Origin of the sequence: Streptomyces sp. V3I7, from assembly GCF_030817495.1 — a bacterium.
GTDB lineage: Bacteria > Actinomycetota > Actinomycetes > Streptomycetales > Streptomycetaceae > Streptomyces.
The window spans coordinates 55373-73420 of record NZ_JAUSZK010000001.1 but is presented as its reverse complement, the minus strand read 5'-3'; the positions used below and the strand labels follow the sequence as shown (position 1 = coordinate 73420).

The 18048-nt window shown below is 69.0% G+C and carries 13 protein-coding genes and 2 pseudogenes; 8 read left to right on the top strand and 7 right to left on the bottom strand.

Going from position 1 to position 18048, the window contains the following annotated elements:
• Window positions 1–62: 62 nt before the first annotated feature.
• The gene (locus tag QFZ74_RS00300; RefSeq protein ID WP_307618743.1) at window positions 63–416 is read right to left on the bottom strand and encodes a VOC family protein; all 354 of its coding nucleotides are present in this window, start codon (window positions 414–416) and stop codon (window positions 63–65) included.
• 142 nt (window positions 417–558) lie between these two features.
• Between QFZ74_RS00300 and QFZ74_RS00295 the strand changes: the two genes are divergently transcribed.
• Entirely contained in the window at window positions 559–996 is a 438-nt protein-coding gene (locus tag QFZ74_RS00295; protein WP_307618742.1) for a glutaredoxin domain-containing protein, read from the top strand.
• A gap of 354 nt (window positions 997–1350) precedes the next feature.
• On the opposite strand, the gene QFZ74_RS00290 is transcribed toward QFZ74_RS00295, so the two are convergent.
• The gene (locus QFZ74_RS00290; protein ID WP_373462456.1) at window positions 1351–1677 is read right to left on the bottom strand and encodes an MGMT family protein; all 327 of its coding nucleotides are present in this window, start codon (window positions 1675–1677) and stop codon (window positions 1351–1353) included.
• A 49-nt stretch (window positions 1678–1726) separates the two neighbouring features.
• A complete protein-coding gene (locus QFZ74_RS00285; protein ID WP_307618741.1) occupies window positions 1727–2188 on the bottom strand; it encodes a hypothetical protein in 462 nt (153 codons plus the stop codon).
• Between the two features lie 94 nt (window positions 2189–2282).
• On the opposite strand from QFZ74_RS00285, the gene QFZ74_RS00280 reads away from it, so the two are divergent.
• From QFZ74_RS00280 to infA, 3 genes are all read left to right on the top strand, one after another.
• Window positions 2283–3005, top strand: a complete 723-nt coding sequence (locus QFZ74_RS00280; protein WP_307618740.1) for a dienelactone hydrolase family protein — start codon at window positions 2283–2285, stop codon at window positions 3003–3005.
• 1063 nt (window positions 3006–4068) lie between these two features.
• Window positions 4069–4878: a GNAT family N-acetyltransferase gene (locus QFZ74_RS00275; protein WP_307618739.1), complete on the top strand. Its 810-nt coding sequence runs from the start codon at window positions 4069–4071 to the stop codon at window positions 4876–4878.
• Window positions 4879–5132: 254 nt separating this feature from the next.
• Entirely contained in the window at window positions 5133–5357 is a 225-nt protein-coding gene (infA, locus tag QFZ74_RS00270; protein WP_307618738.1) for a translation initiation factor IF-1, read from the top strand.
• 911 nt (window positions 5358–6268) lie between these two features.
• Here infA and QFZ74_RS00265 read toward each other — a convergent pair.
• A pseudogene (locus tag QFZ74_RS00265) lies at window positions 6269–6639 on the bottom strand (ATP-binding protein); the annotation flags it as partial.
• 971 nt (window positions 6640–7610) lie between these two features.
• Window positions 7611–8243 (bottom strand): ATP-binding protein, encoded by a 633-nt coding sequence (locus tag QFZ74_RS00260; RefSeq protein ID WP_307618737.1) that lies wholly within the window; start codon window positions 8241–8243, stop codon window positions 7611–7613.
• 358 nt (window positions 8244–8601) lie between these two features.
• Here QFZ74_RS00260 and QFZ74_RS30360 point away from each other — a divergent pair, with 358 nt between their 5' ends.
• Window positions 8602–9021, top strand: a complete 420-nt coding sequence (locus tag QFZ74_RS30360) for a helix-turn-helix domain-containing protein (protein ID WP_373462327.1) — start codon at window positions 8602–8604, stop codon at window positions 9019–9021.
• Here the strand turns inward: QFZ74_RS30360 and QFZ74_RS00250 are convergent.
• Window positions 8966–9395: pseudogene (locus QFZ74_RS00250) on the bottom strand (transposase); the annotation flags it as partial. The gene QFZ74_RS30360 and the pseudogene QFZ74_RS00250 sit on opposite strands and share 56 nt — an antisense overlap.
• A 206-nt stretch (window positions 9396–9601) precedes the next feature.
• Here QFZ74_RS00250 and QFZ74_RS00245 point away from each other — a divergent pair.
• From QFZ74_RS00245 to QFZ74_RS00235, 3 genes are all read left to right on the top strand, one after another.
• Window positions 9602–13855, top strand: a complete 4254-nt coding sequence (locus tag QFZ74_RS00245) for a hypothetical protein (protein ID WP_307618736.1) — start codon at window positions 9602–9604, stop codon at window positions 13853–13855.
• Between the two features lie 77 nt (window positions 13856–13932).
• On the top strand, window positions 13933–14334 hold the full coding sequence (locus QFZ74_RS00240; RefSeq protein WP_307618735.1) for a hypothetical protein: 402 nt from the start codon (window positions 13933–13935) through the stop codon (window positions 14332–14334).
• A gap of 126 nt (window positions 14335–14460) precedes the next feature.
• Window positions 14461–14568 carry an ATP-binding protein gene (locus QFZ74_RS00235; protein ID WP_307618734.1) on the top strand — a complete coding sequence of 36 codons (108 nt, stop codon included), beginning with the start codon at window positions 14461–14463 and terminating at the stop codon, window positions 14566–14568.
• Window positions 14569–15610: 1042 nt separating this feature from the next.
• On the opposite strand, the gene QFZ74_RS00230 is transcribed toward QFZ74_RS00235, so the two are convergent.
• Entirely contained in the window at window positions 15611–16894 is a 1284-nt protein-coding gene (locus QFZ74_RS00230) for a hypothetical protein (RefSeq protein ID WP_307618733.1), read from the bottom strand.
• Window positions 16895–18048 lie beyond the last annotated feature (1154 nt).

Genomic DNA, 18048 nt, shown 5'->3' with positions numbered 1-18048 from the left:
GGGGGACTTGGCCCGGACGTCCTCGCCCAGCCGCCGCTGGAGCCGACGGGAAGGCGTGAGCCCTACTGACGCCGCTGACCAAGGACACAGAACTCGTTACCCTCGGGGTCTGCCAAGACAACCCACGATTGATCACCCTGGCCAATGTCAACTCGCTGTGCGCCATGAGCCACCAGACGGGCCACCTCAGCGTCCTGGTCATCAGGCCTGAAGTCGAGATGCAGTCGGCTCTTGGCCTTCTTGCTCTCGTCAAGCCGGACGAAGTCCAGCCCAGGAAGGCGATCCGGCGCCGGGCGGATCTCGAACTCCTCGTCAGAGGAGTGGACCACAACCCACCCAAGAGCCTCGGCCCACCACTGCCCCAGGGCCACCGGATCTTCCGAGTGAACGATTACCTGTTCCCATTCCAAGGTCATCCGCAGAGCTTAGGGCCGCCGGGGCTTCGAATTCCAGACGCTCAGGCGTCCCTCATCGGACTGAACCCGAGCGCCCTTCCCTCGCGAAGCCACCGCCACCCGCCGAGTAGCATTTCACGGGGTCGCCGATAGCCTTCGGCACATGATGCGAGCGTGGATCCTGCCGGCGCTGTTCGTGCTCTGTGGCTCAGCCGTCACCGCCGGGCTGCTGTTGAAGGGCAGTTCACTCGCAGCTGTGGCACTCCTCCTTCTGTTCGTGCTGCTCGCGGCCATGAACTGCCCGCTGATCTTTCCGAGCTCGATCAGCGCGCTGGAAGCGGAGCGCCGCAGCGCGGCCGACGGTCGGCCGATCGTGTTCTGGCGCCCGGGCTGCCAGTACTGCCTGCGACTGCGGATCCACCTGGGCCGTGACGCCCACCGGCTGCACTGGGTCGACATCTGGCGCGACCCGGACGGAGCGGCGACTGTGCGAGCAGCCAACGACGGCTACGAGACCGTCCCGACGGTCGTGGCCGCGGGCCGGCCGCACACCAACCCCGCCCCTGAGCGGGTGCGCCAGCAACTCGCGCCTTCTGCCTGATCATCACTGAAGTCCGCCCTCCGCCTGACTCATCGCGTGAGGAGCGCACAGCCGATCGGTCCAGGACCCCTGATCCACGACATCCCCATGTGGATACAGCTGCCCGGTCCCCGTGGCCGGCCAGCCGGCAGACCACCGACGGACGTAGCATCCCCTCCTTACACGGCGCCTACGCCGATGCCCGGGACAGGCGTTGCGCGGGAAGCGGCTGCTTCGCCGGTGGTGTACCGAGGGCGGTCTGGGTTGGCTGGCTCTGTCGGGTGATCGGGTGATCGGGTTTCGAGGCTGTTTCGAGCCGTGCATCACGGTGGGCGGCGTGCGTTACTGCTGGGCGCGTGTGTCGGAGTCGTTGGGTCAGGCCTTGTCGCGGTCGGCGCTGTCCGACTGGGGCGTGGGCGGCTGTGGTTGATGAGGAGCACGCTCCATGTTGACGCGGGCACCGAGCATGGGTGTGTCTTCGTTGTGGAGTAGTTGGGCTGCCCGTCCGTCGTGGCAGGTGGGCGGGGTCCCGTCGGCATGGACGACACGCCACCAGGGCACGCTGTTGTCGTGGAGCAGGCTCATCGCCCGCCCCACCTGCCGTGGGCCGGTACCGATCCACTGGCCGATGTCGCCGTAGGAGGCGACGCGGCCGGGTGGGATGGAGATGACGGCGTCGCGGACCTCGTCGATGATGTTCATGCCGCCGTCCATCAGCGGGGAGGGGCAGGGGTTGTACCTGGGCATCGTGTCAGCCTTCCGAGGTGGTGACGATGCCGTGGACGACCAGCCCGTACAGCAGGTGGGGCACTACGTCTGACGCCCAGTCGGTTCCCGACCAGCTGGCCGGGTCGGTCACGCCGAGCAGGGTCATGGGCAGGTCGGCCGCGGCCATCGCCAGCCCACCCGTGACGATGCCGCCCAGCCACCAGGGCATCCGCACGCCCGCCCGGTACATGAGGGCGACTGCGATGCCGGTTCCGCAGCCGGCGGTGATGCCGGCCAGGGCGCCGAGTGCGGACAGGCGGTTTTCCTGCTGGCTGGCGGATCCGGTGATGGGGTGTCCGGTGTCGTGGGTGATTTTTTCGGCGGTCTGGGCGGGGGCCTGGCTGGCGGGTCTGCCGCGCCAGGCCATGTCGGCGTAGGACACGGCGTTCAGGACGGTCGTTCCGGCCGCGCCGGCTGCGCTGCCTCGCACGATGCTCTGGAACATGCCGGTCCGGGTTCCCCTGTCGGGGTGTGTGAATCACGGGCCGGCCTGCCGAGGTCCGGCTGGCCCGTTTCCGGCCTGGCGGAAGGGCACGACCGTGCACTTCACTTCTGTCCAGCGCTTCGACGACGGGGTCCTCGAGCGCGAATTCACCCTCGGTGAGATTCCCGGCACCCTGTGGACGCCTGAATCCGCCGTACCGGCCCCGCTGATCCTGATCGGTCACAACGGCGGTTTGCACAGGCGGGAGTCCCGGCTGGTGGCCCGGGCCCGGCACTCCGCGGCGTACGGCTATGCGGTGGCCGCCATCGACCACCCCGGGCACGGCGACCGGCCCCGTTCCGCCGTCGATGAGCGGGCTCGCGCCGATCTCCGCCGGGCGATGGCGGCCGGCGAGCCGGTCGATGGGATTTTCGAGTCCTTCGTCGTCCCGCTGGTCGAGAACGCGGTCCCGGAATGGCGGACCACCCTGGACGCTCTCCTTTCGCTGCCCGAGATCGGCGGCCCGGTCGGGTACTCGGGGATGGCCGCGATCGGCATTCGGCTGGCCGTGACCGAACCGCGTATTGCGGCCGCCGGCTTCTTCGCCGGGGGGTACGTGCCGCGCGCCCAGCGGGAGGAGGCCCGGCAGGTCACCATTCCGCTGCTGTTCCTGCTGCAGTGGGACGACGAAGGGAACCCCCGGCAGCGGGCCCTGGACCTGTTCGACGCGTTCGGTACCAGGGAGAAGACGCTGCACGCCAATATGGGCGGGCACGCCGGCACCCCGTGGTTCGAGGTGGACGACGGGGACCGGTTCTTCGCCCGGCATCTGAAGTGAGGCCGGCCCGTCAGGCCGGCAGCGGACGGTAGGCGGTGCCGGCCAGGATGCTGCTCGTCGAGGACAGGTCCCGGCTCTCCTCAGCTCCCTCTCCACCGCGGGCCCCTGCCAACTCGGCAGGGGCCCGCGGTGCCCGAACCTCTGAACGGTTCGATCTCTGCAGAGCTTCGAGTCGATCGCGGACATCGCGGTGCTGTCGGTAGACGTGAATATCGAGATAGTGCGTGTTGACGCGCAGTGCACGGCGGCCGGCGCCGCCTGCCCAGGGTGCGGGGGCCGTGCCTTGTGCTCGGTTGGCGTCGTCGGCCGGCCTGGTGGGCTGCACGCGTTGTTCGGCCGGCGCCGCGGGAGGCCGGCGGATACCTGGCCGTCCGGCTGCTGCTCCGCCGCCCGGATACGCAGCCGGCCGGCCTGCCGTAGTCGCGGGCTGTCGACGGCGGCGGCCACTGAACCCCGCCCCGTGCGCCCGGCGCACCCGCTCGACAGCCGGTGACAGAACGAAAGCGCCGGAGCCCCCGGCCCCGGCCATGGCCGGGGCCCGCTGCCGGGGCGTGGGGCCGGTTCGGCCATCACCACATCCAGCAGCATCCCGTCACGGCGGCCACCGTCGGGAAGACGGCCACGGCGGCTGCCTCCGGGAAGACGGCCGCGGGGAGACGGCTTTCTCCCGTTCCATGGTCGATCCGCCACCACTCCAGCCCGCCCCCGCACTCGCTGCCCGCCCCAGCACTCGCTGCCCGCCCCAGCACTCGCTGCCCGTGCCCTGCACTCGCTGTCCGTGCCTTGCACTCGCTGCCCGTGCCCTGCACTCGCTGCCCGTGCCTTGCACTCGCTGCCCGTGCCCCGCTGCTGGCCGGGGGCGGGTGTTGATGGCGCCCGGAAAACGGGTGGGGCCCATGGCACCCCGCTTGGTACTGTCCGGTCAGCCGTGAGTGAACGTGAGGAGGTGAGACCCATGAAGGCTGTTTCGGTGTGGGTGCTCCCTGTCATTTTCACGGTGGGCGGTTGACGTAGGTGTCGCCGGGAGCGCCTGGGTGAAGGCACTCCTTGAGAGGTGACTCCTATGAACTTCATGCATTCCCCAGCGGGTCCGGGTCATCACGAGGTGGTGGTCACGCGGGTGTCGGACCTGCTGTGGCACGCCGTGGAGGACGGCCGGGCGGCCGGCCAAGTGATCGGACGCGGTGATGCGTCGCGCCGGCCCGACGGGCGGCTTTTCATCAGCATCGACGCGTGGCACGGCGCGGTCTTCGACCGGATCGCCGAGGTGATGTCGGCGGATCTGCCCCTCCCGCTGTACACCGTCGTCGACGAGGCCGACCACGATGCGAGGTCCGCCTGGCAACGGGCCGGCTTCACCGCCGCACGCCGCGAGCGGGGCTATCTGGTGCCGACCGACCCGCAGGCCGGCGGGCTCGGCCGGGTGCGGCCCCCTGCAGGCGTGACGATCGTGCCGGCCGGCCAGGCGCAGGAGGGTCCGCTGCGGGCCTTGGACCGCGTCATCCGCGACGAGGTCGAGGCCGCCGCCGGATGGCGGACGATGCCGGCCGAGGTACTGCCCTGCCCGGCGGGGACCACCGTCCTCGACCCCTCGAAGTACGCGGTGGCGCAGCACGGTGGCCTGTACGTGGGACTGATCCGGGTGGCGCCGCTGACCCGGCAGCCACGGATCGGGCTGATCGCCGTCCGCGCCGACAGGCACCGCCGCGGCATCGCCCGGGCGCTGCTGGCCCACGCACTGGGTTCGCTGCACCGCCGCCGGACGGCTGCGGCATGGGCCGAGGTGGACGAGTCGAACACGGCGGCTACCGCCCTGTTCGAGAGTGCCGGTGCGCGCCGCACGGCCGGCACCGTGGAACTCGTCCGCCGCTGACGTCCCGTCACCCGGACCGAGCGGCCACACCGGACCTGATGCAGGCCCGGCGAAGGCCGCTTCGACCGGGCGGATACCAGACCGCCGCCACCGCCGCCGTTCGCCGTCCGCCGCCGCCGTCGTCCAGGGGCCGGCTGCGCAGGGCCGCCGGCCGAGAGGGGGACCGCTCCGCGCCCGCGCATCGCATGCGTTGCCTGCCGAGTCCTGTCGAAAAAAACCGTCACAGAACGCGAGAAGTGAGAGATCAAGAGATCATGACCAAAACAGCACGGGGCATAGAAGCCGAAGGCATCGTCATCGAGTGCCTGCGCAACGCCACCTTCACGGTGGAACTCCACAACGGGCACAGGGTGCTCGCCCACATCAGCGGCAAGATCCGGAAGAACTACATCAGGATCCTCCCGTACGACCGAGTACTGGTGGAACTCAGCCCCTACGACCTCACCCGGGGCCGGATCTGCTACCGCTACAGGGCATGACGGAAGGAGCCGGCCGGACCGGCCTGGAGCAAGGAGCCCCTACGCCGGACAGCCTGACCCGGCCGCTGTCCGGCCTGCTTCCAGGCAACTGCCCGCGGCTGCGGACGCCCACAAGCCGCAACAACAGGCGATGACGCCTTCATCCTCAGAGGGCCGGAGGGGGGCCGCGGTGGCCGCTCTCGTCGCCCGGCCTTCCCTGACCGCACACGCGGAGATCGCCGGTGCACGCCCCCGGCTCCTGGCCCGGACACACCGAACCGTGCATGCCCCCACAGCACCCGCACCCATGCCCGCACTCGCTTCGTAGGTGAGAACAGAGAGCAATGTCGATGGGTCCTGGCATCGATTCTTGATCGAGATGTCCGGAAATGTTGATGAGAAGTGGCAGAGCGCCCAGAGGGCCCGGCTCGGCGTGTCGGCACCGATGGACACAATCCGGCTGTGGACCTGAGACCGGAATTGTTGCCCCCGCCCGTGAGCCGGCAGCGGCTGGATGAAGTTGTGCGCCGAGGTGGAGCGGATCGCTGACCGGTTGGAAGCCGGATCGGAGGTGGCGGGCGAGGCGATCGCGGCCTTCAATGCGATGACTGGGCACGATGACGAGGCTCTCGACTTCGCCGGGTGCTACGGCAGCAGAAGTCTGGAGGAGTTCGCGAGGAGGCGGCCCGGCCGGCTCGCCCCGTGGTCGCGGACGTCACCCGGGACGAGCTCGTCGAGATCGCTCGCAGACTCCTGATGGCCGCCCCGGAGAGCGACCACTATCTGCGGCTCCTGGAGGCGAACGTGTCGCATCCCCGGGTGAGTGACTTGGTCTTCCCCCCCTGGGGCGGCCTTAAAGATGCGTCCGCGGAGCAGATTGCCGACGAGGCTCTGAAAGTACCGACCGGTCGCGCTCTGAGCTGCGGGTGAGGTCAGCCGGCCGTGTCCTGCTGTTCGGCGCGGGCGCGAGTGGTGGCGAGTCGGTAGGAGTCGGCGCCGGTCTCGATGATGTTGCCGCCGAAGGTGAGGCGGTCGACGATGGCCGCGCAGAGCCGGGGGCAGTCCAGGCGGGCGCAGCCGGGTCGGTGAAGGGCTTCGTCCCGCCGGAGAACCATTCGTTTGAGGCGATGGTCACGCTGTTCTTTTCCTCCCGCTCGGTCAGGACCTGGAAGAGGAGTTCGGCGCCGCGGCGGTCGAGTTCCATGTAGCCGAGCTCGTCGATGCACAAAAGATCAACGCGCCCGTAGCGGGCGATGGTCTTGGTCAGCTGCTTCTCGTCGGCAGCTTCGACGAGCTCAGCGACACCCCGATGGGCGGAGATCACCACGGCCGGCGTCTTCAGGTGTCGCCCGGCTGCCGCGTACCTCACCGACGCCCGACCCTGCTCCACATAGCGAACCGCCCGACGCGCCCAGCCAATTGATGGCCTCTCAGGCACCCTGCCGGCCACCGCCGGGACCGAGGCCCGACACCTCGCCTCGTACGTGCCCAATCGCCCGGCCCCAACCTCCCCCCCCCCAACTCATGGCTGCGCACGACAGCGGCTGGACGCCGACAGCGCTCCTCGGCACACAGACGGCATGGCCGGGGCGGCAAACAGCGCCGCAGGCGAGACATGGACCGGGACACCGGACGGCCGCTCCCCGCGCAACTGCCCTACTGCCGGCGGCTGCCCCGGCTCAAACCAGCCTCAAGCCTCCCCTGCCCAGGGCTGTGCGCACCACCACCGCAATCGATGCTGACCCGGACCCGGCGGCCCCTCGTGACAACCTGGCCCCTTCCCCTCATCCGAGGACCCCGGCACCAGGGGCTCGGACAGAGAGAGCCGGAGCCGGCGTACCCGACCCGCGCCGAGCGAGCCGATGCCCACCAGGTACGCGTCGACACGTGGACCACCCACCTGGCGAACTGCCAAGGAGAAGGCCTCGCCTACCCGTAACTGACCACACAGACCAGAACCAGGGCTGCGCCGACGCCCCGCACCGCATCCTGTCGAACTCGACCCGGCGCAACCCGAGCCGGGCCACAGTCTCCCCCTCCCACCTCCCCCTTTCACCCAGGGGCGAGGGGCGGCTTCCACGGTGTCCAGGGTCTGCCAGGCCTCGCACAACCATCCCGGCCCCCGCCGGCCTCTGCCCTCATCCGTACCCGCGCCTGGTGGCGCGTGACCGTGCCGGCCCTGACACGGCGCCACCGGCGCGAGCAACTGGCGCGAGCAACTGGCGCGAGCAGCCGGGACGAGCTGTCGCCGGCGCGTTCGACCGCGCCCCCGTCTCATCCCGGGTGCCTGCCGTGGACTTCGAGGGTGAGACGGGGCCACGCCGCGGTGAGTGCCGTCAGGTCATCGGGAGTCAGGGCGGCCGTGGCGGTCAGGGACGGGCTCGCAAGGAAGCGGATGGTGGTCCCGGTCATCGTGCGGTCATGGGGGAGCGGTATCAGATCGGTGACGGCAATGCCTCGCTCGTAGCGCTGGATCCATGCTCCGTCGCTGCGGCGGTTGGTGTGCTCCAGATGGTCGCTGAGTGCGGCCACGACGGACATGCCCCGCCGGGGGTGTCCGTCGGGAAGGATCTGCGCGTCGGGGTGGTCGAAGAAACGCAGATCTTTGGTCGAGATGACCGGCTTCTTCACGGCTCTGCCGCGGTCATCGAGGCGTGTGTCCGTGCCGCGCCCGTCATCGGCCACGCAGACAGAACCATCGGAGTGCAGAGCGATCCTGCAATGACCACCCCCCTTGCATCCGGCCTCGTCAGCCGCGTAGGCGACGACTTCGAGGATCAGATGCCGGACACCGCCCGGGGCGAAGAGAGCCGGGTGCCGGCGGATGTGCCGCAGGTGGTCGAGGTCGACGGTGCTCGCCCAGTCATGTGTCGTGTTCTGCCAGGGGCTCCTTGAGCGCATCTCCATCCGCGCAGTGTGCCGTTGATACGCACCGACGGCCACGCTCCACACTGAACACCCAGCCGAGACATGGCAGTACAGCCGCTCCGATCGGCGCGGCGCATCCGCCCGCGGCCACGGTGAGAGGCCCACGGCCTGCATCAACGGCCTGGGAACCTCACCGGGTGAGTGATGCGCTGGCCTGCGGAGCGGTGATGGAAGGGACGAGCGGGTATCTCGAGTGCATGCGTCGTGGGCCAGCGAGTGTGGCCAACCGACCTACGGGGTGGGGTTGGTGTCTAGTGCTCTGACCGGGAAGGTTGGCCGGGATGGTGGTTCCCGCCGTTGGATGTCCGGATGGTTCCGTCCGACTGCTGGGGGTGTGGTGGCTGAGCCTGTCCGTGTGCGCAGACTGACTGACCAGGAAGGGCAGAAGCTGCAGCAGATCGTGCGCCGGGGCAGCACCAGTTCCGTGCGCTACCGGCGAGCGATGATGCTGTTGGCCTCGGCGGGCGGGAACCGTGTGCCGGTGATCGCGAAGCTGGTGCAGGCCGACGAGGACACCGTCCGGGACGTGATCCACCGGTTCAACGAGATCGGCCTGACCTGGCTCACCAGATCAACCCGCAGCAGTGGCCGCTCCCGGGTCTCGATCCTTCACCGTAGGGTTGGTGGCAGACGTGGCAGTCGTCCATTACCGCTCTTGGGCTGTCGTCCGTATCTAGGAACGATTCTTCCGCATCGGATGTCTTCTTGCCCGCGTCGACGCCCTGGCCGGCCGCAGGGACGTTGGTGGACGTCTTGACGCTCTGTGCGTCGATGACGCGCTGGGCTCGGCCTCCCGGCCCTCCTGCCAGCGGACTTGCCGGCGGAGGAGACTGTTGAGCTGGTCGAAGGCACCCCCTCCTGCCAGCGGGCGAAGTAGGCATAGACGGTGTTCCAGTGCGGGTAGTCGTGCGGGAGGTGGCGCCAGGGGATCACATTGCGGTTCACGTAGAGGATCGCGTCCGGGGGACTGTGCAAGTCGTGGTCTGGGAGCCGGTCGATGTCCAGTCCGCGGCCGCAATGTTCGGCCCGCCAGGTGGTCAGGATCGGCTCGACCAACTCCCAGCGGGCATGGGAAGCCGCAGTCGCGGTGCGTTGGCTGGTGGCCAAAGGGCTGTTCACCTGCGCATCCATTGAGCCCCGTGCCCTGAAGTCCCCGACCGTATCCGGGAAGCCGTGATTTCGCGGGACTAGACTCGTCGAGACGATGTATCAGGATCTTCTGTGCCAGATCCAGTGACGCTGGGCACGGAGCGCCGAGGGGAGGCCCGGCACCATTGTTGGGTAGGTGGTGGGGCCGTCCACGGCGACAGCAGTCGCTGCCCCTGGATGGCATGCCTATGGCGACCGGTGCTCGCTCCGTGGTGGCAGCGGGGGACATCGGTCTGGTCGTCACGGGCGACGGCAATCAGTTCCAGTTCGTCACCTTTCCACAGCGCGTCGCCACGTCCAACTACCGCTACCAAGTGGAGTCCCTGGCAGCTGCCGAGTTTCGCGGACGGTCTCAAGAACTGGCGCGGATAGCGGAGTTCTGCACCGCGCGGCAAGATGCCGACAGTGCCGAGGGTGCGTACTGGAGGTGGCTCGCCCCCGCATGGGCTGGAAAGACGGCTCTCATGGCCGAGTTCGTGATGGAGCCCCCTGCCGGGGTCGACGTCGTGTCCTTCTTCATCACATCGCGCTTGAACCGGCAAAACGACCGTGAGGCGTACTGCGAGGTGGTGCACCGGCAGTTCTACGCGCTGCTGGGTGAGGAGGAACCAGCGGTCACCGAGCACACGCGCGAGGAGAGCATGCTCGCCGCGATGGACCGGGCCGCAGCCCTGTGCGAGAGCCGAGGCAGACGACTGGTGCTCGTCGTCGACGGTTTGGATGAGGACTGTGGGGTGCTCGCGGGCCCCGGAAGCCACAGCATCGCCGCACTGCTGCCGCGCTCGCCCAAGCACGGAATGCGGGTAATAGTGGCCGGGCGGCCACATCCTCCCATCCCGGACGATGTGGCTCACGCGCACCCGCTGAGAAGCGGCGCCATCGACCGGTGGCTGGCACCATCGCTGTACGCGGAAGTCGTGCGCCGGGAGGCGGAGGACAGCCTCATGCGGATGCTGCAGGCCGGTGGCCTCGCACGGCAACTGCTCGGACTGGTGACGGCGGCCGGTGGTGGCCTGACGGCGGCGGACCTCGCCCGCCTGGCAGATACCCGTCCCCGGCTGGTCGAAAAGGAGTTAAGTACCGTTACCGGGCGGGCCTTCCGCGTCCGCACGCCGCACTGGTCCTCCCAGGACGCCGACGCGTCCGCATCAGGCGTCTACGTCCTGGCCCACGAGGAGATCCGGCGCAGCGCGGTCGAACTGCTCACCGACAAGGAGCTGGCGGCGAACCGGGAGCGGCTGCATGAGTGGGCGGACGACTACCAAGCGCGGCGCTGGCCGCCCCGCACACCGGAGTATCTGCTCCGCGGCTACGGTCAACTGCTGCGGGCACAGGGCGATACACGACGCCTTGTCCGTCTGGCCGGTGACGCTCACCGTCACGCGCGGCTGTGGCAGCGGTCCGGTTCCGATCTGGACGGGCTGGACGAGCTGTCCACGGCGTTCGAGGGCCTGGTGGCCAAGGGCGGCGGAGATCCTGCCGAGGTTGCTGACGCATTCGTGCTCGCCGTGCGACGCGACGCCCTGCTTTCGCGCAGCGATAGTCTTCCGGACGCCTTGATCGCGGTGTGGGCGGGTCTGGGGCGGGTGCGGCGCGCTGTCAGCCTGGCTCGAGCCCGGCAGAGTGAAGTGGCCTGTCTGAGAGCCCTTGTGGAAGTTGTGCGGGTGCTGGTCGCGCAGGTTGAGCTGCAGCGGGCGACGGAAGTGGCCGACGAGGCAGCCCAACTGGCTGATGCCGTAGCCGGACAGGGGCGTAGGGAGGCCGTGACGTACGCGGTGATCATGCTGGCCGTAGTCGGGTCGACGAACCGGGCGTACAGCATGGCGCGCGCGCAGGTGCCCCAGCAAGGGCAGGACGAGGTGCTTGCGTCGGCGGCCACGGCCGCCCTGTACGCGGGGCAGCGCGGGACTGCGGAGATCCTCGCCCGTGCGGCCGCCGCCTCGCTCCCCGACACTGTGCCGGTTATGGAAGCGCAGGCCATGATCCTGGACAGTGACTGTCCGCGGGCTGTGGCGGTCATCCGGACGGTCGGTGACCGCGGCCTGCGGGCACAGCTGCTGGCGGACGCCGCTTCGGCCATGGCTGAGGACGGGCACACCGATGCTGTCCTCGTTGCCGAGGAAGCCCTCGCCGAAGCCCTCGCGGAGGGAGGACAACGTGCGCTCATCCCAGCTGCTCTCGCCATCGCCTACGCCGGTGAACCCAGGCGGGCAGGCGAGATCTGCCGGTCGCTGTCCGACCCGTTCGACCGAATGACTTCCCTGGCTCGCGTCGCAGCGGTGCTGGCCACCTCCGGCGAGGTCGGCGAAGCCGCGGACCTGGCTCACGAGTCCGCTGCCCTCGCGGACAAGGTGACCGCGGACAACCAGCGCTCCGATGGTCTCACCATGGCCGCAGTGGCTCTGGCTCTGGCCCGCCAGCACCAGTCGGCTGTTGAGTTGCTGGCTCCCCTCAGGTCGGCTGTGGCTCGGGAAGAGGCTGCGGCGGACATGGTTAGGTGCTTGGCGGAAACGTCGGATGATCTCCAGCGGGCCACCGAACTGGCCCACAGCCTGAGCTCTCCACGCAGCCGGAGCCGGGCGTTGGCGTACCTGGCGGCAGCCCACCTCGCGGCCGGAGACCGTGCGCGGGCACAGGCCTTGGCGCAGGAGGCGTCGGACGTGACCCGGGAGAACACCGGGTGGGGCAACTTCCATCACGTCGCTCAACTGGCCACAGTCCTGGCTCAGGCGGAGGCGCCGGGCCTTGCCGTCGAGGCCGCCCGGAAGATTGGCGAACCGGACAGACAGGCCATGGCCCTAAAGCAGGCAGCTGGCGCTGCAGCTTCCGACAATCCGGACCATGGCGCGGACATCGCCCGCGCGAGCGAGGACCCCTGGCGCCGAGCGCAAGCGCTCGGCTGGGTGGCAACTGCAGCGGCCCGCGGCGGTTGTACGGGCCTGGCGGCCAGCCTGATCCAGGAGATGCGAGAGATCGAGAGCGGTCTACCTCCAGCGGACCTCGTTTCAAGCGATCACCGGACAGCGGCCCTTGCCGCACTTGCCAAGGCCTTCACCGAGGACGGCCAGGACGAAGCGGCGGATGCCGTAGCCGACACCGTAAAACAGAACGGGAGCCGGGCGGCGGTCCTCGCGGCCATCGCCGGGAGTCTCGCCGAGCGCGGAGAGGATGACAAAGCACTCTCGCTCGTGGGCCACTTGGTGACATCTCCGCGTGCTGCGCGCCTTACCGCACCGATCGCCACTGTATGGGCGAAAGCTGGATCAACTCGACGCGCATTGGCTCTTCTTGATCTCCTGCCACGGGCGGCGGACCAGGCGGAGGCACTGGCGCTGACCGCGAAGTCCCTGGCCGGGGCGGACGGCATAGTACGGGACTCGGTCCTGGCCCGTCACGCCCACGCCCTGGCCGACGTTCTGAGCAGCCCGGGTTGGACCGACCGTGCGCTGTCAGAACAGGTGGGACTGCTGCTCCGCCACGACCGCACAGACCTCGCCGCGGCCCTGAGCCAGCACATCGCAGACCCTGGACGGCGTTCGGAGTGTGATGCTTTGTGTGGCACTGCCGCTGGGTTGACGGCAGTTTCCGGCGCCGACCCGGACGACGAGGACATGACCGCTGAGGCGGCCTTCCTCGCAGAACAGATCACGAATGTGCATGATCACCAGCAGGACCTCGGCTCCGTCGTGGCCGCTCTGGCCTGGACTGAACAGCACGACCGCGCCTGGTCCCTGCTCAACGCACTGCCGGACGACAGCCCCAGCAGGGATAACGCCGCTGCCGCGTCGGCCGAGGCCCTTGCGGCGTCTGGGCATTACGCGGTGGCTCGCGAACTGGCATGGAGCCTGCCGAAAGGGGTCGAGCGAGAGCGGGTGCTTGATGACGTCGCCTGCTGGGCCGCTCGGCGCGGAGACTTCCTCATCGCCGTCGACCTGTCCGCCGCGGAACACCCCGTTGAGCAAAGGAGGTTCCCTCTGCTCAACGTCGTGAACCTCGCGGCGGCGAAGCGGCAGTACGCTGAAGCCGCTGCCGCCGCCCGCGCCCTCCGGGACACCGCGGACCAGGTGCGCGCACTGTGCGCCATCGCGGCGGCCGCCCGTCGGCACGGCGCCCGCCGCTGCGTCGACGAGTTCACCGACGAGGTCGGTACCCTCCTGACGGCCGCCTTGGAGTCGACGGAAGACTGGGCGGAACGCCGGCGAGGCCGCCTTCAGGCCGCCGCGGCCGAAGGATGGGGGGACTGCCCCGCAGGCCGTGCAGCCGCAGTCGAAGCACTGAGCCTTGCCTCGTGGCCCACCTGTTTGGAGGCGGTTCGCCGGACAGCATCCCAGGCTCTGCCAACCGCACTGGGGCCGCTGCTACGAGAGAGACAGGACCTGGTATCGCAGGGCGAGCCACCCCCAGCGCGCTCGGCGCTTCGAAAGACCAACCCACACCGATGAGATGGACGGGCTGAGACGCCGCCACGATGGCAGGCGTGACCTGCCGGCCTACGACCAACACAGGAGTTGATCGAGACATGAAGCCGCTCGTGTACACCGGAGTCGGACTCTGCGGTGCCGGCGTGATCGCATTGATTGTCGGCGCGGTTGTCGACGTCGACGCGGCGGACCCGTGGGCCAGCGTCGGTGGTGGCATCGCAAGTCTGGCGGGCATCGCCCTGGCGCTGTACGCCCAATTCGCTCAGTCGGCCGCTCCTGCCACCAGCGGAACCCAGGTCAGCGCCGACGGAGAACGGTCCATCGCGGCCGGAGGCAGCATCGGCGCCGCCACGACAGGCAATGGCGCCGCGCCCGCATCCGCGCCGACACCGTCCGCGGCCCCCACTCCGCCTCCGGCGTCCGGGACCGTAACCGCAGCCGGCGACAGATCCATCGCAGCGGGCGGTCATATCGGCAGCGCCTCGACGGGCGACGCCTGAGTCAGCTGAAGCTGGGGCACTGGGCAGGTCTCCAAGGGCAGCTCGGGCCGGTCGGTCCAGCGCCACCGCTAGGGGCTGTGCAATGGGTCGGGTGAGCTAGGTCAGGTCGTCGTCGGGAAGGACAACGTGATCTTCCTGAGGGCACTCGGCACCGGCAAGACCCTCCTCGCCACCAGCCTCGGCATCCGGGCCTGCCAGGCCGGTCACCGGGTCGCCTTCGTAATCGCCGCCTAGTGGGTCACCCGCCTCGCTGAAGCCCACGGTGGATTCGCGCGTCGCTGACATTGCCGCACCGTCAATGACATGCGAGGCAGTCTGCTGGTTACGCCTCGTGCGGCGGCTGGGGCTGCGCTGGGTTCGGAGTGATAAACACCGCGAGGCAGCGGAACTCGCTACTCGGGCCTCCAGTTGGGTGTATGGACGCCAGGTGAGCATGTAGGCGCCCCGCAGCACTCGGGTGTTGTCCGGGAAGGAACCGCCGGCCCACAGCAAGGTGCCGCTCAGTTCGCGGCCGTGGTGGATCCGGAACTCCTCGTCCCTGGTGGGCATCCTGCGTTGCCTGGGGCGCCACAGGGCGGTCTCGTTTGTGATGAGCAGGGCCAGCCCGTTCTGGTCCTCGCGGTCGCAGAAGCGTTCCAGCCTTCCTACGTCCCGCAGGAAGTCCCTACGCGCGACGTCCGGCGCGTTGTGTCCGCGCAAGGCGTACTCCTCGGGAGGCTTCCCGGCGGTACCCGACCACTGCCGGGTCACGTATTTGAATTCGATTGCCGTACGGCCCGCAGGCCCCAGGCACAGTAGGTCCAGGTACTCCGAGGCGTCGCTCCCGCGCACCGGGACCTCGAGACGGCACCTGACCTCCGGCGCGACCTCGCCCACGGCGAGGGCGAAACTGTGCTGGAGATCGGCTTCGGAATGGAACACCGGTCGGCGTGCGCGTAGACACGCCAGGACTTCGTCCAGCGCAGCGCTACCCGAGATCATCTCCAGGGTGGCGGGCGGGGGTAGTGGTATCGGCGTGGCCACGACACCATTGAAGACTGTGCAGCCTGCCCTTGTCAGCTGAGAGGCCATCACCGTTGAAAGAACGTCGGCCACATCCCTGAAGGCCGAGGCGTTCATAATCCGCCGAACGCATATTCGCAGGGGTCGATGGGTGAGGGTGCCGTGGGCTGGCAGCGATCTCCTAGAAACGGTTAGTACGGCGGAACCCGGGCTTGCTCAACTACTCGGTGTCAGTGGCGGCGCTCATCGTGAGCGACGGTTACCGAGTCATGCCTCAGGAGCAGGTTCCGCACGCGGTACGGCCTGCTCTGATGCTGGTCAGGGTGAGCGTAAGGTCCGTGCTGCAACTGCAGCGGCAGCGCCACCGGTCGGTGGTCCTCCCCGGATAGGGCTCCAACGGTTCGAACCCGGCGGCCCGCGCCTCCTCGACGGCTGTCGCGGGATCGGTTCGGCCACCGGATCGGGGGCACTTCTTGCAGCCGGTCGTTCCCGACCGGATGCAGGATAGACGCGTCGCGACCTCGTTCCCACAGGAGCAGCGGCAGCGCCAACGGTCCGTGGTACGACCGGGGTACGGCTCCAGCGGTTCGAACCCGGCTGCTCGCACTTCGGCGGAGGCACGCTCGTCGGTTGCCGAGTTGAGGGCACAGAACCGGCAGCCCTTCGAACCGCTGTTGACGTTGGAGGGGGTGGGGCTGGTTTCGCGACCGCATGTGGTGCAGCGGCATCGCCACGGTGTTTGGCTGCCCGGGTAGAGTTCCAGCGGTTCGAGTCCGGCCGCGCGCATGGTTTCTCTGGCCTTGGGCGCGTTCGTGGCGGCGCGTTTCGCCTGGGTCTCCTTCGCTCGGCAGATTCGACAGCGCTGGCCCGCGTTGCGGACGGCGTTGAACGTAGGACGCCCCTCGTGCCCGCAGGTCGTGCAGCGCGAGGGCCAAGTCGCGTTGGTGCGGCCGGGATATGGCGCGAGTGGCTCGTATCCGCAAGCCCGCATCTCAGCGGCTGCGGCCTCCGCGTCGATGAGGACCGCAGCACGTGGTCGGCCGGCAACTCGGGGCGCATAGGGTTTTTCTGCGCTCCGTGTTTCCTCATCGACCATGGCCCACACCTCGGCCGCCGTGATGTGGGCTGCGGAGCAGGTCTCGGTCCAGCCGTTCGGCATGACGTCGCTCGTGAGGAATGGGATGAGTCCGGCCTGACGCAGGCGGCCCAGCACGGCCTGCTCGACGTCGTAGGCGGCTGCGCCGGTGGTGTATTCACGGGCCTGATGCAGTTGCCAACCCTGGCGTTCGTGTTGGATGAGGCGAGAGGTGTAGCCGGTGCAGGCACCGATCCCGATCTTGACGGCTTTCCACTCTTGGTGGGTGATCACGTAGACCTTCGACGGTCCTGACAGGTCGATGCCGTGGGTGGCACAGAACTTGCATCCTCCACCAGCACGGATCTTCATGAGCGTCGGGGAGACCTCGTTGCCGCAGGCTGTGCAACGGCACCGCCACGCAGTCACCGAGGTGGCGTACGGCTTCAGCGGCTCCAGCGCAGCCGCGTGCATGGCAGCCACCGCGACGTCCGGGGCGGTCTTTCTACCCGCTGCCGCCCTCACGTCGGCACAGTGCCGACAGCCGCCCTGGCCCGCCAGAATGCCGCCCAGACTCGGTGACGTCTCACGCCCACAGCCGTTGCAGCGACACCGCCACGCCTTGTTACGACGCCCGGCGTACGGTTCGAGCGGTTCCAGGTCGGCGGCACGCATGAGGGCTTCGGCCTCGTCCGCGGGCCAGCGGCGTCGGCCACCCGGGGAGGGAGGGCAGTACGGGCATGCCCGAAGGCCGCGCCTGAGGTTGCTCAACCTGATCTCGACGTCTAGGCCGCACGCGAGGTGGCGGCAGTGCCACAGCCCGCTCGGTCCCGGGTAGGGCTCCAGCGGCTCGAGGTCGAAGTCCTTCGCCTCAAATGCGGCCCGGTCGCCGTCCGTGCGGGGCAGTTCGCGGCGACGCGACCATGCCCGGCTGATGCCCTGCCCGGCGTTCTTGCGCCCGCACGGGCCGCAGCCCCCTTGTCCGCCCTTGACCGACCCATGAGTGGGTGTCCCGATCGTGCCGCAGGTTGTGCAGCGGCACCGCCAGGAGATGTCGGTCCCGGGATAGGGCTCCAACGGTTCCAGACCCACCGACCTCATGAGCGCGGCGGCCTGGTCCGGATCGACCGGCGCGTTCGGCGCGCACCATCGGCAAGGTCCCCCTCCGCGTTTGATGTACGAGTAGCGCGGCTTGACCTCCCGACCGCACGACACGTGCCGGCAGCGCCAAGGGGATGTCGCCCCGGGATACGGCTCCAGCGGTTCCAGGCCGGCCGAGCGCATCAACGCCGCCGCCTGCTCCGGAGGAATCGGAGCCGTGCCTGAGCAGTACCGGCAGCCGCCCTGCCGGCCCGCGGCAATGTTGCCTAGCCGCGGTGACACTTCTCTCCCGCACGCTTCATGGCGGCAGCGCCAGGGCTTATCACTTCCTGTATAGGGCTCCAGTGGTTCGAGCCCGGCATCCCGCAGAATCATCACCGGATCGCGCGGATTTTTCCGCGGACGTCCCGTCGCCACCCGGCCTCCTTCTGAAGTGCCCGCTTCCGGGGTGAGGATCGCACGAGGCACTGACATTGATGCTGATACTCAGGTTCCGGTGGCCGTGGCTCGGGCACTGACTGACGCCCTGCTGGGCT

Coding starts and splice junctions, on each gene's coding strand:
- QFZ74_RS00300 (WP_307618743.1), bottom strand. CDS start 416: ATGACCTTGGAATGGGAACAGGTAATCGTTCACTCGGAAGATCCGGTG.
- QFZ74_RS00295 (WP_307618742.1), top strand. CDS start 559: ATGATGCGAGCGTGGATCCTGCCGGCGCTGTTCGTGCTCTGTGGCTCA.
- QFZ74_RS00290 (WP_373462456.1), bottom strand. CDS start 1,677: ATGAACATCATCGACGAGGTCCGCGACGCCGTCATCTCCATCCCACCC.
- QFZ74_RS00285 (WP_307618741.1), bottom strand. CDS start 2,188: ATGTTCCAGAGCATCGTGCGAGGCAGCGCAGCCGGCGCGGCCGGAACG.
- QFZ74_RS00275 (WP_307618739.1), top strand. CDS start 4,069: ATGAACTTCATGCATTCCCCAGCGGGTCCGGGTCATCACGAGGTGGTG.
- infA (WP_307618738.1), top strand. CDS start 5,133: ATGACCAAAACAGCACGGGGCATAGAAGCCGAAGGCATCGTCATCGAG.
- QFZ74_RS00260 (WP_307618737.1), bottom strand. CDS start 8,243: ATGGAGATGCGCTCAAGGAGCCCCTGGCAGAACACGACACATGACTGG.
- QFZ74_RS00245 (WP_307618736.1), top strand. CDS start 9,602: ATGGCGACCGGTGCTCGCTCCGTGGTGGCAGCGGGGGACATCGGTCTG.
- QFZ74_RS00240 (WP_307618735.1), top strand. CDS start 13,933: ATGAAGCCGCTCGTGTACACCGGAGTCGGACTCTGCGGTGCCGGCGTG.